Below are 13,634 nucleotides of genomic sequence, written 5' to 3'. Positions count from 1 at the left end.
TCCCGGGCCGTTCGCGCGCCCGGGGCGTCCCCGCCGCACGACGCACGCCCGGCCCGGAATCCCTCCGGAGCCCCCCGGCCCGGGGCGCGCCCGCCCGGCACCCGGACGCGGGACGGCCCCGGCACCATGAAGGTGCCGGGGCCGTCCGCCGGTTGTCCGGGGTCCGTTACGCCTGGACCGGGACGCTCGCGACGCCGGGGGCGAGGAACGGCTTGCCGTTCACCCGCTCGGAGACGCCCTCGCGGTCCAGGTACGGCGTGATGCCGCCCAGGTGGAAGGGCCAGCCCGCGCCCGTGATCAGGCAGAGGTCGATGTCCTGCGCCTCGGCGACGACACCCTCCTCCAGCATCAGGCCGATCTCCTGCGCCACCGCGTCCAGGACGCGGTCGCGGACCTGCTCCTCCGTCAGGACGCTGTCGCCCTGCTTGAGGAGGGCGGCGACCTCGGGGTCCAGCTCCGGGCGGCCGGAGTCGTAGACGTAGAAGCCGCGCTTGCCGGCCTTGACCACGGCGGCCAGGTTCTCGGAGACGGTGAAGCGCTCCGGGAAGGCGCGGTTCAGGGTCTCGGAGACGTGCAGGCCGATCGCAGGGCCGACGAGCTCCAGGAGGACCAGCGGGGACATCGGCAGACCGAGCGGCTCGATGGCCTTCTCGGCCGTCTCGACCGGGGTGCCCTCGTCGATGACGTTCTGGATCTCGCCCATGAAGCGGGTCAGGATGCGGTTCACGACGAACGCCGGCGCGTCCTTGGTGAGGACCGCGGTCTTCTTCAGCTTCTTGGCGACACCGAACGCGGTGGCCAGCGAGGCGTCGTCCGTCTTCTCGCCGCGCACGATCTCCAGGAGCGGGAGGATCGCGACCGGGTTGAAGAAGTGGAAGCCGACCACGCGCTCCGGGTTCCGGAGCTTCGAGGCCATCTCCGAGACGGACAGCGAGGAGGTGTTGGTGGCGAGGATCGCGTGCGCCGGGGCGACGGCCTCGACCTCCGCGAACACCTGCTGCTTGACGCCCATCTCCTCGAACACGGCCTCGATGATGAAGTCCGCGTCCGCGAAGCCCTCGGCCTTGTCCAGGACACCGGAGACCAGGCCCTTGAGGCGGTTGGCCTTGTCCTGGTTGATCCGGCCCTTGCCGAGCAGCTTGTCGATCTCGGCCTGGACGTAGCCCACGCCCTTGTCGACGCGCTCCTGGTCGATGTCGGTCAGGACGACCGGCACCTCCAGGCGGCGCAGGAAGAGCAGGGCCAGCTGGGAGGCCATCAGACCGGCGCCGACGACGCCGACCTTGGTGACCGGGCGGGCCAGGGACTTGTCCGGGGCGCCGGCCGGGCGCTTGGCGCGCTTCTGCACCAGGTTGAAGGCGTAGATGCCGGAGCGCAGTTCACCGCCCATGATGAGGTCGGCCAGGGCCGTGTCCTCGGCGTCGAAGCCCTTCTGCAGGTCGCCGTCCTTGGCCGCCTCGATGATGTCGAGGGCGCGGTAGGCGGCCGGGGCCGCACCGTGCACCTTGGCGTCGGCGATGGCCCGGCCCCGCGCGACGGCCTGGTCCCAGCCCGCGCCGCGGTCGATCTCGGGACGCTCGACGGTCACCGTGCCGTTGAGGACGGAGGCCGTCCAGATCAGCGACTGCTCCAGGAAGTCCGCGCCCTCGAAGAGGGCGTCGGCGATCCCGAGCTCGAAGACCTGCTTGCCCTTGAGCTGGCGGTTCTGGTTCAGCGAGTTCTCGATGATGACCGAGACGGCCTTGTCGGCACCGATCAGGTTCGGCAGGATCGCGCAGCCGCCCCAGCCGGGGACCAGACCGAGGAAGACCTCGGGCAGGGAGAAGGCCGGCAGGGCCTTCGAGACGGTGCGGTAGGTGCAGTGCAGACCGACCTCGACACCGCCGCCCATCGCCGCGCCGTTGTAGTACGCGAAGGTCGGCACGGCGAGCGACGAGAGCCGCTTGAAGACGTCGTGGCCGCCCTTGCCGATGGCGAGCGCGTCGGAGTGACGGCCCAGCAGCTCGACACCCTTGAGGTCGGCGCCGACCGCGAAGATGAACGGCTTGCCGGTGAGGCCGACGCCGACGATCGCGCCCTCGGCCGCCTCCTTCTCGACCTGGTCGACGGCGGCGTTGAGGTTCGCCAGCGACTGGGGGCCGAAGGTGGTCGGCTTGGTGTGGTCGAAGCCGTTGTCCAGCGTGATCAGCGCGAACCGGCCCGCGCCCGCGGGAAGCTCGAAGTGCCGTACGTGGGCGCTGGTGACGACCTCGTCCGGGAAGAGCTCCGCGGCGCCCTTCAGAAGCTCGGCGGTGGTGCTCACTTGCCCTCCCAGTGGGGGTTTTCCCAGATGACCGTGGCGCCCATGCCGAAGCCGACGCACATCGTGTTGAGGCCGTAACGGACCTGCGGGTTCTCCTCGAACTGGCGGGCCAGCTGCGTCATCAGGCGGACGCCGGAGGAGGCCAGCGGGTGACCGTAGGCGATCGCGCCGCCGTACTGGTTCACGCGGGCGTCGTCGTCGGCGATGCCGTAGTGCTCGAGGAACGCCAGGACCTGGACCGCGAAGGCCTCGTTGACCTCGAAGAGGCCGATGTCCTCGATGGACAGGCCGGCCTGGGCGAGGGCCTTCTCGGTGGCCGGGATCGGGCCGTAGCCCATGACCTCCGGCTCGACACCGGCGAAGGCGTAGGAGACGAGGCGCATCTTGACCGGGAGGTCGTTCTCGCGGGCGAAGTCCTCGGAGGCGATGATCGAGGCGGTGGCGCCGTCGTTGAGACCGGCCGCGTTGCCCGCGGTGACGTTCCCGTGGACGCGGAACGGCGTCTTCAGGTTCGCCAGCGACTCCAGGGTGGTGCCCGGGCGCATCGGCTCGTCGGCGGTGACCAGGCCCCAGCCGGTCTCGCCGGCCTCGGCGTTGGTGCGGCGCACCGAGATCGGGACCAGGTCCTGCTGGATCTTGCCGTCGGCGTACGCCTTCGCGGCCTTCTCCTGCGAGCGCACGGCGTACTCGTCGGCGCGCTGCTTGGTGATGGTCGGGTAGCGGTCGTGCAGGTTCTCGGCGGTCATGCCCATGAACAGGGCGGACTCGTCGACGAGCTTCTCCGACACGAAGCGCGGGTTCGGGTCGACGCCCTCGCCCATCGGGTGGCGGCCCATGTGCTCGACGCCACCGGCGATCACGGCGTCGTAGGCGCCGAACGCGATCGAGCCGGCGACGGAGGTGACGGCGGTCAGCGCGCCGGCGCACATGCGGTCGATGGAGTAGCCGGGGACGGACTGCGGCAGACCGGCGAGGATGCCCGCGGTGCGGCCGAGCGTCAGACCCTGGTCACCGATCTGCGTGGTCGCCGCGATGGCCACCTCGTCGATCTTGGCCGGGTCGAGGCCGGGGTTGCGGCGCAGCAGCTCCCGGATGGCCTTCACGACGAGATCGTCGGCGCGGGTCTCGTGGTAGATGCCCTTCGGGCCCGCCTTGCCGAACGGGGTGCGGACGCCGTCGACGAAGACGACGTCCCTGACGGTACGAGGCACGATGGCTCTCCTCCAGGGTGCGGGATGGCACTGCTGCGGCACGCGACTAAGCGCGCGCTTGCTGACCCCATGCTACTTGCGGGTAACCAGACTGCCCAGTCCCTGGGGCCGGAGCGGTGAAGGTCACACCGCCGACCGGTGCGCGGTGGGTCCGACGGGGGCGGCGGCCCGGCCGTCCACGGTGGCCGCGAGGGGGCCCGAGAGCCGCACGACGTCGCGGACGAAGACGAGCCGGCCGACGCCCAGGGCGCGCAGCGCCGGGCCGTGGTCGTGCGCCACCACCAGCGCCGCCGCCGCGAGCAGGACGCGCCAGCCCGCCGTCACCGCGCGCCGGCCGGCGCGGGGCAGGCCGGCGAAGCCCTCGCGCAGCCGGCGGCAGTGGAACGGCACGTGCCGTTCCTCGTCGCCCAGGATGCGCCCCGCGACCTCGGAGACCAGGGGGTCGGCGCAGCCGTCGCGCAGGGCGCGGTAGTAGCGCAGGGCCACCACCTCGGCCACCATCAGCACCAGCAGCTCGGTGCGGAGCCCCAGCAGCCGCCGCAGCCGGACGAAGGCGGCGTCGCTCCAGTGGCCGGTCAGCGTGACGGCCCCGCCCGCCGCGAGCAGCAGCTTCAGCATCCGTGCGTGGTTCTGCTCCTCGGCGACGAAGAGCCCGATCGCCTCGGTGTAGCCGGCGTCGCCGGCCCGCCGCGCCTTGGCCCTGAGCTCCGCGCCGTCACCGTCCTCGCCGACCTGGAACCGCTGGATGCTGCGGATCAGCGCGGGCGTCAGCAGGGCGCCGCGCTCCCAGTCCGGGTCGCCGAGCGCGGCACGGCGCTCCCGCTCGGCGGTGAAGTCGTCGATCCAGTCCGCGTACCCGTTTTTGATCATGTTCAAGACCCTAGAGGGTTTTGAGCGCGTTCAAAGGTGACTCGCCCTCGTGGTGACAGAACCGGGACATGACGGAGCCCCCGGCCGCGCGAGGGCGGGCGGGGGCTCGCGGTCCGGCACTCCGGGCGGGTGGCCCGGAGAGCCGGCCGTGTCCGGAGGGGCGGGCGGGTCAGGCGGTCGACACGGCCAGCGCCGCGGCCAGCAGCGGGCTGACGAGTCCGACCTGCCAGGGGCGCGCGCCGTACCCGGCGAGGGCGGCCCCCACCGTGTCCGGGGTCACCTGGGCCGGCGGCTCCCAGCACACCCGGCGCACCGTGTCCGGCGTGATCAGGTTCTCCTGCGGGAGGTTCAGCTCCTCGGCGAGGGCCGAGATCGCCGCCCGCGCGGCCGACAGGCGCGCCGCGGCCACCGGGTCCTTGTCCGCCCAGGCGCGCGGCGGGGGCGGACCCGCGACGGGCTGGCCGGGCTGCGGCAGCTCGTGGTCGGGCAGCGCCTTCGCGCGGTCCACGGCCGCCTGCCACTGCTCCAGCTGGCGGCGGCCCATGCGGTGGCCGAACCCCGGCAGCGCGGTGAGGGCGGCGACGTTCGCCGGTACGGCCAGCGCCGCCTCGACGATCGCGGCATCGCTGAGCACCTTGCCCGGTGACACGTCCCGGCGCTGCGCGACCTTGTCCCGCGCGGTCCACAGCTCGCGCACCACCGCCATCTGGCGGCGGCGCCGCACCTTGTGCATCCCCGACGTCCGCCGCCACGGGTCCTTGCGCGGCGGCGCGGGCGGGGCCGAAGCGATCGCGTCGAACTCCTGGTGGGCCCACTCCAGCTTGCCCTGCTGGTCGAGCTCCTTCTCCAGTGCGTCCCGCAGGTCGACGAGGAGCTCGACGTCCAGCGCGGCGTACCGGAGCCAGGGCTCGGGCAGCGGGCGGGTGGACCAGTCCACCGCGGAGTGGCCCTTCTCCAGCGCGAAGCCGAGGACGGTCTCGACCATGGCGCCCAGTCCGACCCGCGGGAAGCCGGCGAGCCGGCCGGCGAGCTCGGTGTCGAACAGCCGGGCCGGTGCCATACCTATTTCGCGCAGGCAGGGCAGGTCCTGGGTCGCGGCGTGCAGGATCCACTCGGTTCCGGCGAGCGCCTGGTCCAGTCCCGACAGGTCGGGGCAGCCCACGGGGTCGATGAGCGCGGTGCCCGCGCCCTCGCGGCGCAGCTGGACGAGGTAGGCGCGCTGGCCGTAGCGGTAGCCGGAGGCGCGCTCGGCGTCGACCGCGACCGGACCGCTTCCGGCGGCGAACGCGGCGATCACCTCGGCGAGCGCCTCCTCCGTCGCGACGACAGGCGGAATGCCCTCGCGGGGCTCCAGCAAGGGGATCGGCAGCCCGTTCGCAGGGACGTCGTCGTCCGGGGGGGCGCCCCCGGTGGTTCGCAGTGCTGTGTCTGCTGCGGTCTCTTGGGCGTCGGTCACGTGTCAAGGGTATCTGTGAACGGCAAGCGCCTGCCGACGGAACGTTCCGTCGACAGGCGCCGATCTTTTGTCAACCGTTCGAGCCGAAGCCGATGCCCGTACGGAGACCCTGGAACCGACCGGTCCCGGGGTGGTCGTGCCGGGCGGTCAGTGGATGATCCCGGTGCGCAGGGCCACCGCGACCATGCCGGCACGGTCGCCGGTGCCCAGCTTGCGGGCGATGCGGGCGAGGTGGCTCTTCACCGTGAGGGCGGACAGGCCCATCGAGACGCCGATGGCCTTGTTCGACTGGCCCTCGGCCACCAGCCGGAGCACTTCGACCTCACGGCCGGAGAGCTCGCGGTAGCCGCCCGGGTGGCTCGGAGCACCCGGGGGGCGGCGGTGGCCGAGGCGGGCGGCCGAGGCACCGATGGGGGCGGCGCCGGGTCGGGTGGGGTGCCCGATGTTCGTCCGCGTACCGGTGACGACGTATCCCTTCACACCGCCCGCGAGGGCGTTGCGGACGGCGCCGATGTCATCGGCCGCGGAGAGCGCCAGCCCGTTGGGCCAGCCCGCGGCGCGGGTCTCGGACAGCAGGGTGAGGCCGCTGCCGTCGGGAAGGTGGACGTCGGCCACGCAGATGTCGCGTGGGCTGCCGACGCGGGGACGCGCCTCGGCGATGGACGACGCCTCGATGACGTCGCGTACGCCGAGGGCCCACAGGTGGCGGGTGACGGTGGAGCGGACGCGCGGGTCGGCCACGACGACCATGGCGGTCGGCTTGTTCGGACGGTAGGCCAGACTTGCGGGCTGCTCGAGGAGAACGGACACACGGCCTCCTGGGGAGTGCGGGACGGAGCCGGCTCGGGGAAGAAGCCGGGGGCGAACCCGTGCGGTGAAGGGGTCATTGACCTCTTCGGCAACTCGGGCGCCCGCCTTTAGAGAAAGATCACGATTTGGTGAGTAATAATTCGGTGCAATTCGGACGCGCGATCGATCATCTGACGATTAGTCCTCCGTCCGGGTGAATCCCCGGGCGTGCCGGGTACTCCCCGGCGCCCTCTTCAGGGCTGCTGAGGGCCCCTGCGCTGGGGCAGCGACACGACTCCCGCGCCCGACGTGGTGCCGGCGCCCGGATCGGCCGGGGACGGGGGCAGGCCGGCGATCTGGCAGAGCAGATCGCACCAGGCCGCCAGATGCGCACCCGAGTCGGGCACCCCCGAGGCGTCCTCCCTCGGCGTCCACGAGGCCCTGATCTCGATCTGGGTGGCCGGCCTGCGGTCCGCGAGCCCGCCGAAGTAGTGCGAGCCCGCCATCGTGACGGTGCCGCTCGCCTCGCCGTACGCGAGCCCGCGCGCCTGGAGCGCGCCGGTGAGCCAGGACCAGCAGACGTCCGGCAGCAGAGGATCGGCCGCCATCTCCGGCTCCAGCTCCGCCCGGACCAGCGTCACCAGCCGGAACGTTCCCTTCCAGGTGTCGTGGCCGGCCGGATCGTGCAGCAGGACGAGCCGGCCGTCGGCCAGGTCCTCCTCGCCGTCGACGACCGTCGCCTCCAGGGCGTACGCGTGCGGGGCGAGCCGCTGCGGCGGCCGGGTCGGGTCGATCTCGATCTCCGACCGCAACCGGGCCCCACGCACCGCCTCGACCGCTCGCCGGAAGGCGGCCGGAACCGCCTCGGCCTCCGCTTGACCGGCCGTGTCGCCCGCCTGTTCGTCGCCGTCGGAATGATCGGAAAGGTGTCCCTGAGCCGCAGCCATGCGGGGAAGACTAGGCGGAACGGGCCCCTCGCGCAGGGAGGGACACCCGGCCCGGGGGAGCGGCTTCGCGCACATGCGAAGATTCTGGGCGTGAGTGCCAACGACCGCCCTTCGGGCCAGCAGACGCAGCAGCAGTCGCAGACGTACGACTCCCCGTTCATGAAGGCCTGCCGCCGCGAGGCGGTGCCGCACACGCCGGTCTGGTTCATGCGGCAGGCGGGGCGCTCGCTGCCCGAATACCTGAAGGTCCGCGAGGGCATCCCGATGCTCGAGTCCTGCATGCGGCCCGAACTGGTCACCGAGATCACGCTGCAGCCCGTGCGGCGCCACAAGGTCGACGCGGCGATCTACTTCAGCGACATCGTCGTCCCGCTCAAGGCCATCGGCATCGACCTCGACATCAAGCCGGGCGTCGGACCCGTCGTCGCCGACCCCATCCGCACCCGCGCCGACCTGGCACGGTTGCGCGACCTGACCCCCGAGGACGTCCACTACGTCACCGAGGCCATCGGGATGCTCACCGCCGAGCTGGGCTCCACTCCGCTCATCGGCTTCGCGGGCGCTCCTTTCACTCTCGCGAGCTACCTCGTGGAGGGCGGTCCGTCGCGCAACCACGAGCACACCAAGGCGCTCATGTACGGCGACCCGCAGCTGTGGGCCGACCTCCTCGACCGCCTCGCCGAGATCACCTCGGCCTTCCTCAAGGTCCAGATCGAGGCCGGCGCCTCCGCCGTCCAGCTCTTCGACTCCTGGGTGGGCGCACTGGCCCCCGCCGACTACCGCCGCTCGGTGATGCCCGCCTCCGTCAAGGTCTTCGACGCGGTCGCCCCCTACGGTGTGCCGCGCATCCACTTCGGCGTCGGCACGGGCGAGCTCCTTGGACTCATGGGCGAGGCGGGCGCGGACGTCGTGGGCGTCGACTGGCGCGTCCCGCTGGACGAGGCCGCCCGCCGCGTGGGCCCCGGCAAGGCGCTCCAGGGCAACCTGGACCCGGCCGTGCTGTTCTCCTCGCGCGAGGCCGTCGAGACCAAGACGGACGAGGTCCTCGACGCCGCGAAGGACCTGGAAGGGCACATCTTCAACCTGGGCCACGGCGTCCTGCCGTCCATGGACCCGGACGCCCTGACGCGACTGGTGGAGTACGTCCACACCCGCACCGCCGTCTGAGACCGGACGGACCGCGCCCCCGCCCGCGACCGGGCGGGGGCGCGGCGCGTCTCCGGCCCACCGCCCGGCGTCAGCCCGCCGCGCGGACGGCCGCCACCGCCTTGCGCGCCGCGATCAGGACCGGGTCCCACACCGGCGAGAACGGCGGGGCGTAGCCCAGGTCCAGCGCCGCCATCCGCTCCACCGTCATCCCGGCCGTCAGCGCGACCGCCGCGACGTCCACCCGCTTCGCCGCGCCCTCCCGGCCCACGATCTGGACCCCGAGCAGCCGGCCCGTGCGCCGCTCGGCCAGCATCTTCACCGTCATCGGGGCCGCCCCCGGGTAGTAGCCCGCCCGGCTGGTCGACTCCACCGTCACCGTCACGTACTCCAGCCCCACCTCGCGGGCCTCCTTCTCGCGCAGACCCGTCCGCGCGATCTCCAGGTCGCACACCTTCGACACGGCCGTGCCGACGACGCCCGGGAACGTGGCGTAGCCGCCGCCGACGTTCGAGCCGATGACCTGCCCGTGCTTGTTCGCGTGCGTGCCCAGCGCGATGTGGCGCTCGCGGCCCGAGACCAGGTCCAGGACCTCCACGCAGTCGCCGCCCGCCCAGATGTTCCCGTGCCCCCGCACCCGCATGGCCAGATCCGTCAGCAGCCCGCCGTGCACGCCGACCGGCAGCCCGGCCCGCCGCGCGAGCGAGGTCTCCGGCTCCACGCCCATGCCCAGCACCACCACGTCCGCCGGGTACTCGGCGTCTTCCGTCGCCACCGCCCGGACCGCTCCGTCCCCGCCCGTGAGGATCTTGGTGACGGCCGACGAACCGACCGTGGTGATGCCCAGCCCGTCCATCGCCCGGTGCACCAGCCGGCCCATGTCCGGGTCCAGCGTCGCCATCGGCTGCTCGCCCCGGTTCAGGACCGTCACCGCGTACCCCCGGTTGAGCAGCGCCTCCGCCATCTCCACACCGATGTAGCCGGCGCCCACGACCACCGCCCGCCGGCCCTCCGACCGGTCGAGGGAGTCCAGCAGCGCCTGCCCGTCGTCGAGGGTCTGCACCCCGTGCACGCCGGTGGCGTCGATCCCCGGCAGCTGCGGCCGCAGCGGCCGGGCCCCGGTCGCGATCACCAGCTTGTCGAAGCCCGTCCACGTCTCCGCGCCCGACTCCACGTCCCGGGCGCGCACCCGCTGCCCGGGGACGTCGATCTCGGTCACCTCGGTGCGCATCCGCAGATCGATGCCCCGCGCCCGGTGCTCCTCGGGGCTCCGCGCGATCAGTTCGTCGCGGCTCCCGACGTCGCCCCCGACCCAGTACGGGATCCCGCACGCCGAGTACGACGTGAAGTGACCGCGCTCGAAGGCGACGATCTCCAACTCCTCGGGACTCCTGAGCCTGCGCGCCTGCGACGCGGCGGACATGCCCGCCGCGTCGCCCCCGATGACCACCAGTCGTTCGCTCATACGAACACGCTACGTCGGGGCGGTCGTTCAGTCCTCCCTGGGCGCGGCGGGCGCCTCCGGGTCCGCCGTGCGCAGCGGCGCCCCGGCGGCGTTGCGCGCCTGGACGGGCAGCGGCGCACCGGCCGCGCCGCCGGCCGGGGGAGCGGACGCCGCCGTGCGCGTACGACGCGACAGGCGCGGACGCAGGAGCAGGCGCCACACCGCGTACAGCGCCGCGGCCAGGGCCAGCCACGGCGCCACCGCGGCCAGCACGATCCCGGCCCAGGCCAGCGCCGTCACCAGCGCGTTCCAGCCGCCGCCGAGCGCGTCGAGGAAGCCGGGACGGCCCTCGTCCCGCGACGCCTGCGCGTTCTCCGGTTCGACGAGATCCAGGGTGATCGTCGCGAGCGTCGTCCGGTCCCTCAGCGAGGCCTGCTGGGCCAGCAGCGACTCCAGATCCGCCTGACGGCGGCTCAGCTCCCCCTCCAGGGTGACGACGTCGGACAGCTTCGTCGCCTTCTCCATCAGCGCCCGCACCCGCTGCACGCTCGCCCGCTGGGTGGCGATCCGGCTCTCCACGTCCACCACCTGCTCGGTGACGTCCTTGGCGTCCGCCGTGCGGGACAGCAGCCGGCCGGTGCCGGCCAGCTCCGCCAGCACCGACTCGTACCGCTCCTGCGGCACCCGCAGCACGACGTGGGACGTCACGTGCGAGTCGTCGACGCGCTCCGTGGTCTCGTTCGAGACGTGCCCGCCCGCGGCGGCTGCGACCCGGCGCGCGGTGGCGAGGGCCCGGGCCGCGTCACGGACTTCGACGGACAGCGAGGCGGTCCGGATGACGTGCTGCGGGCTCGGCACGGGGGCCCGCTTCCCCGCCTCCGGAGCCTTCGTGTCCGCTTCCTTCGCCGCGTCGGCCGCCGAGCCGCCGTAGCCGTCGGCTCCCGGCTCGGCCGGGGCGGCCGCCTTCGTGTCGCCCTGACTCCGCTCGCCGCCGCCGGCGGACGCGCCGCAGCCGGTCAGGGCGAGCGCGAGCGTCAGCAGTGCCGCGGACGTTCTCGTACCACGCATGGGATCCCCCCGGGGTGGGTGGTGGATGTATGCCGGTTCGACGTATGGGAGAGGGCAGGAGGTTGCCCTCGCGCGGTAGCGATGCGATCACGGTCCGGCCTCGGAACGGACAGCGGAACCCGTCTGAGAGAGTGGAGCCATGAACGCGGACATCACGGGCAGGCCACCCGGGCACGTCGTCGTCGTCGGAGGCGGGATCGCCGGACTCGCGGCAGCCCACCGACTGGTCTCGGCCGGTGCGCGCGTCACCCTCCTCGAAGCCGGCGGCCGGACCGGCGGCAAGCTGCTCGCCGGGGAGATCGCCGGCACCCGCGTCGACCTCGGCGCCGAGTCGCTGCTCGCCCGCCGCCCCGAGGCCCTCGCGCTCGCCCGCGCCGTCGGACTCGGCGACCGCCTGCGGCCGCCCGCCACGACCACCGCGTCCGTCTGGTCACGCGGCGAACTGATCCCCATGCCCAAGGGCCACGTCATGGGCGTGCCGGGCGACGGCCGGGCCCTGGCCGGGCTGCTCTCCGCCGACGGCGTGGACCGCGTCGAGCGGGACCGCGAGCTGCCCCCGACGGAGATCGGCGACGACGTCGCCATCGGCGCCTACGTCTCCGAGCGGATGGGCCACGAGGTCGTCGACCGACTCGTCGAGCCGCTGCTCGGCGGGGTGTACGCCGGCGACGCCTACCGGATCTCCCTGCGCGCCGCCGTGCCCGCGCTCTTCGAGGCCGCCCGCGCCCACCCGACGCTCACCGACGCCGTCCGCGCCGTCCAGCGGGCCGGCGCCGCCGTCCCGGCCGACGCGGCCGGAGCGGCCACCGGCCTCGGCGGCTCCGCCTTCGCGGGCATCGCCGGCGGCATCGGCACCCTCCCGGACGCGGTCGCGGACGCGGTCCGCGCCGCGGGGGGCGAGATCCTCACCCACGCCCCGGTGACGGTGCTGCGCCGCCTCCCGGCACCGGACGGCACGACCGCCGGGTCCGGCGCGCGGTGGCACGTCGAGGCCGGGGGCCGCACCCACCTCGCCGACGCCGTCGTCCTCGCCGCGCCCGCCCCCGTCGCCGCGACGCTCCTGGCCGGCGAGGAACCCGCCGCCGCGGCCGAGCTCGCCGCGGTCGAGTACGCCTCCATGGCCCTGGTCACCCTGGCCTTCCGCCGCTCCGACGTCGGGGCGCTGCCCGGCTCCGGCTTCCTCGTGCCGCCGGTCGACGGCCGCACCATCAAGGCGTCCACCTTCTCCAGCCAGAAGTGGCAGTGGGTCACCGACGCCGCCCCCGACCTGTTCGTCCTGCGCACCTCCGTCGGGCGCCACGGCGAGGAAGGCCAGGTCGACCGCGACGACGCCGACCTCGTCGAGGACTCCCTCAAAGACCTCGGCACGGCGACCGGCCTCGCCGCCCGCCCCGTCGCCACCACCGTCACCCGGTGGCACGGCGGCCTGCCCCAGTACCCCGTCGGCCATCTCGCCCGGGTCGCCCGCATCCGCGCGGCCGTCGCCGCGCTGCCCGGACTGCGCCTCGCCGGGGCCGCGTACGACGGCGTCGGCATCCCCGCCTGCATCGCCTCCGCCCACCGCGCGGCGGACGAGATCATCGCCACGTCGAAAACCACCGACCCTGGTGCAGGGCACTGTCCGTGACGGGCGAGAATAGGCGTATGAGTGCGCCCGAAAAGATCCCGAACGCCGGTAAGAAGGCGAAGGACCTCAACGAGGTCATCCGCTACACCCTGTGGTCTGTGTTCAAACTGCGCGACGTTCTGCCCGAGGACCGCGCCGGCTTCGCCGACGAGGTCCAGGAGCTGTTCGACCAGCTCGCCGCCAAGGACATCACGATCCGTGGCACCTACGACCTCTCCGGTCTGCGCGCCGACGCCGACGTCATGATCTGGTGGCACGCCGAGACGAGCGACGAGCTCCAGGAGGCGTACAACCTCTTCCGCCGTACCCGGCTCGGCCGCGCTCTGGAGCCGGTCTGGTCGAACATGGCGCTGCACCGCCCCGCCGAGTTCAACAAGTCGCACATCCCGGCCTTCCTGGCCGACGAGACGCCCCGCGACTACGTGAGCGTCTACCCCTTCGTGCGCTCCTACGACTGGTACCTGCTGCCGGACGAGGACCGCCGCCGGATGCTCGCGGACCACGGCAAGATGGCCCGCGGGTTCCCCGACGTCCGCGCCAACACGGTCGCCTCGTTCTCGCTCGGCGACTACGAGTGGATCCTCGCCTTCGAGGCCGACGAGCTGTACCGCATCGTCGACCTCATGCGTCACCTGCGCGCGTCCGAGGCGCGACTGCACGTGCGCGAGGAGGTCCCGTTCTACACCGGCCGCCGCAAGAGCGTCGCCGAGCTGGTGGCGGGCCTGGCCTGACCGGCCCCTCGACCTGGTGACGACCCGGCGCCCAGCCGGGCTC

At 73.3% G+C, this 13,634-nt stretch carries 11 protein-coding genes; 3 read left to right on the top strand and 8 right to left on the bottom strand.

From position 1 onward, the window contains the following. Positions 1-166 precede the first annotated feature (166 nt). The 6 genes from ACE1OA_RS08240 to ACE1OA_RS08215 form a co-directional block, all read right to left on the bottom strand. On the bottom strand, positions 167-2,302 hold the full coding sequence (locus ACE1OA_RS08240; RefSeq protein WP_356607519.1) for a 3-hydroxyacyl-CoA dehydrogenase NAD-binding domain-containing protein: 2,136 nt from the start codon (positions 2,300-2,302) through the stop codon (positions 167-169). After that, positions 2,299-3,513 (bottom strand): thiolase family protein, encoded by a 1,215-nt coding sequence (locus ACE1OA_RS08235; protein ID WP_356607517.1) that lies wholly within the window; start codon positions 3,511-3,513, stop codon positions 2,299-2,301. The genes ACE1OA_RS08240 and ACE1OA_RS08235 overlap by 4 nt, the downstream gene beginning before the upstream one ends. Before the next feature lie 123 nt (positions 3,514-3,636). After that, complete coding sequence (locus tag ACE1OA_RS08230) at positions 3,637-4,383, bottom strand: ferritin-like domain-containing protein (RefSeq protein ID WP_432752561.1); 747 nt, start codon at positions 4,381-4,383, stop codon at positions 3,637-3,639. Positions 4,384-4,552: 169 nt separating this feature from the next. After that, the gene (locus tag ACE1OA_RS08225; RefSeq protein ID WP_356607513.1) at positions 4,553-5,839 is read right to left on the bottom strand and encodes a ribonuclease D; all 1,287 of its coding nucleotides are present in this window, start codon (positions 5,837-5,839) and stop codon (positions 4,553-4,555) included. A gap of 147 nt (positions 5,840-5,986) precedes the next feature. Next, a complete protein-coding gene (locus tag ACE1OA_RS08220) occupies positions 5,987-6,649 on the bottom strand; it encodes a response regulator transcription factor (protein WP_327373566.1) in 663 nt (220 codons plus the stop codon). A gap of 233 nt (positions 6,650-6,882) precedes the next feature. Further along, positions 6,883-7,575, bottom strand: a complete 693-nt coding sequence (locus ACE1OA_RS08215; protein WP_356607511.1) for a DUF3000 domain-containing protein — start codon at positions 7,573-7,575, stop codon at positions 6,883-6,885. A gap of 90 nt (positions 7,576-7,665) precedes the next feature. Between ACE1OA_RS08215 and hemE the strand changes: the two genes are divergently transcribed. Beyond that, positions 7,666-8,742 carry a uroporphyrinogen decarboxylase gene (gene hemE, locus ACE1OA_RS08210; RefSeq protein WP_356607509.1) on the top strand — a complete coding sequence of 359 codons (1,077 nt, stop codon included), beginning with the start codon at positions 7,666-7,668 and terminating at the stop codon, positions 8,740-8,742. A gap of 70 nt (positions 8,743-8,812) precedes the next feature. Here the strand turns inward: hemE and ACE1OA_RS08205 are convergent, their stop codons facing one another. Continuing rightward, entirely contained in the window at positions 8,813-10,186 is a 1,374-nt protein-coding gene (locus tag ACE1OA_RS08205) for an FAD-dependent oxidoreductase (protein WP_432752560.1), read from the bottom strand. A 27-nt stretch (positions 10,187-10,213) separates the two neighbouring features. Next, positions 10,214-11,233: a DUF4349 domain-containing protein gene (locus ACE1OA_RS08200; protein ID WP_386543044.1), complete on the bottom strand. Its 1,020-nt coding sequence runs from the start codon at positions 11,231-11,233 to the stop codon at positions 10,214-10,216. Between the two features lie 139 nt (positions 11,234-11,372). Between ACE1OA_RS08200 and hemG the strand changes: the two genes are divergently transcribed. Beyond that, complete coding sequence (gene hemG, locus ACE1OA_RS08195) at positions 11,373-12,860, top strand: protoporphyrinogen oxidase (RefSeq protein WP_384875476.1); 1,488 nt, start codon at positions 11,373-11,375, stop codon at positions 12,858-12,860. A gap of 17 nt (positions 12,861-12,877) precedes the next feature. After that, positions 12,878-13,591, top strand: coding sequence for a hydrogen peroxide-dependent heme synthase (hemQ, locus tag ACE1OA_RS08190; RefSeq protein WP_147980603.1), 714 nt, complete (start codon positions 12,878-12,880; stop codon positions 13,589-13,591). Positions 13,592-13,634: the final 43 nt, after the last annotated feature.

Source organism: Streptomyces sp. JL2001 (assembly GCF_050917515.1).
Lineage (GTDB): Bacteria > Actinomycetota > Actinomycetes > Streptomycetales > Streptomycetaceae > Streptomyces.
The sequence above is the reverse complement of the archived record's forward strand: the minus strand, read 5'-3'. Positions and strand labels throughout refer to the sequence as shown.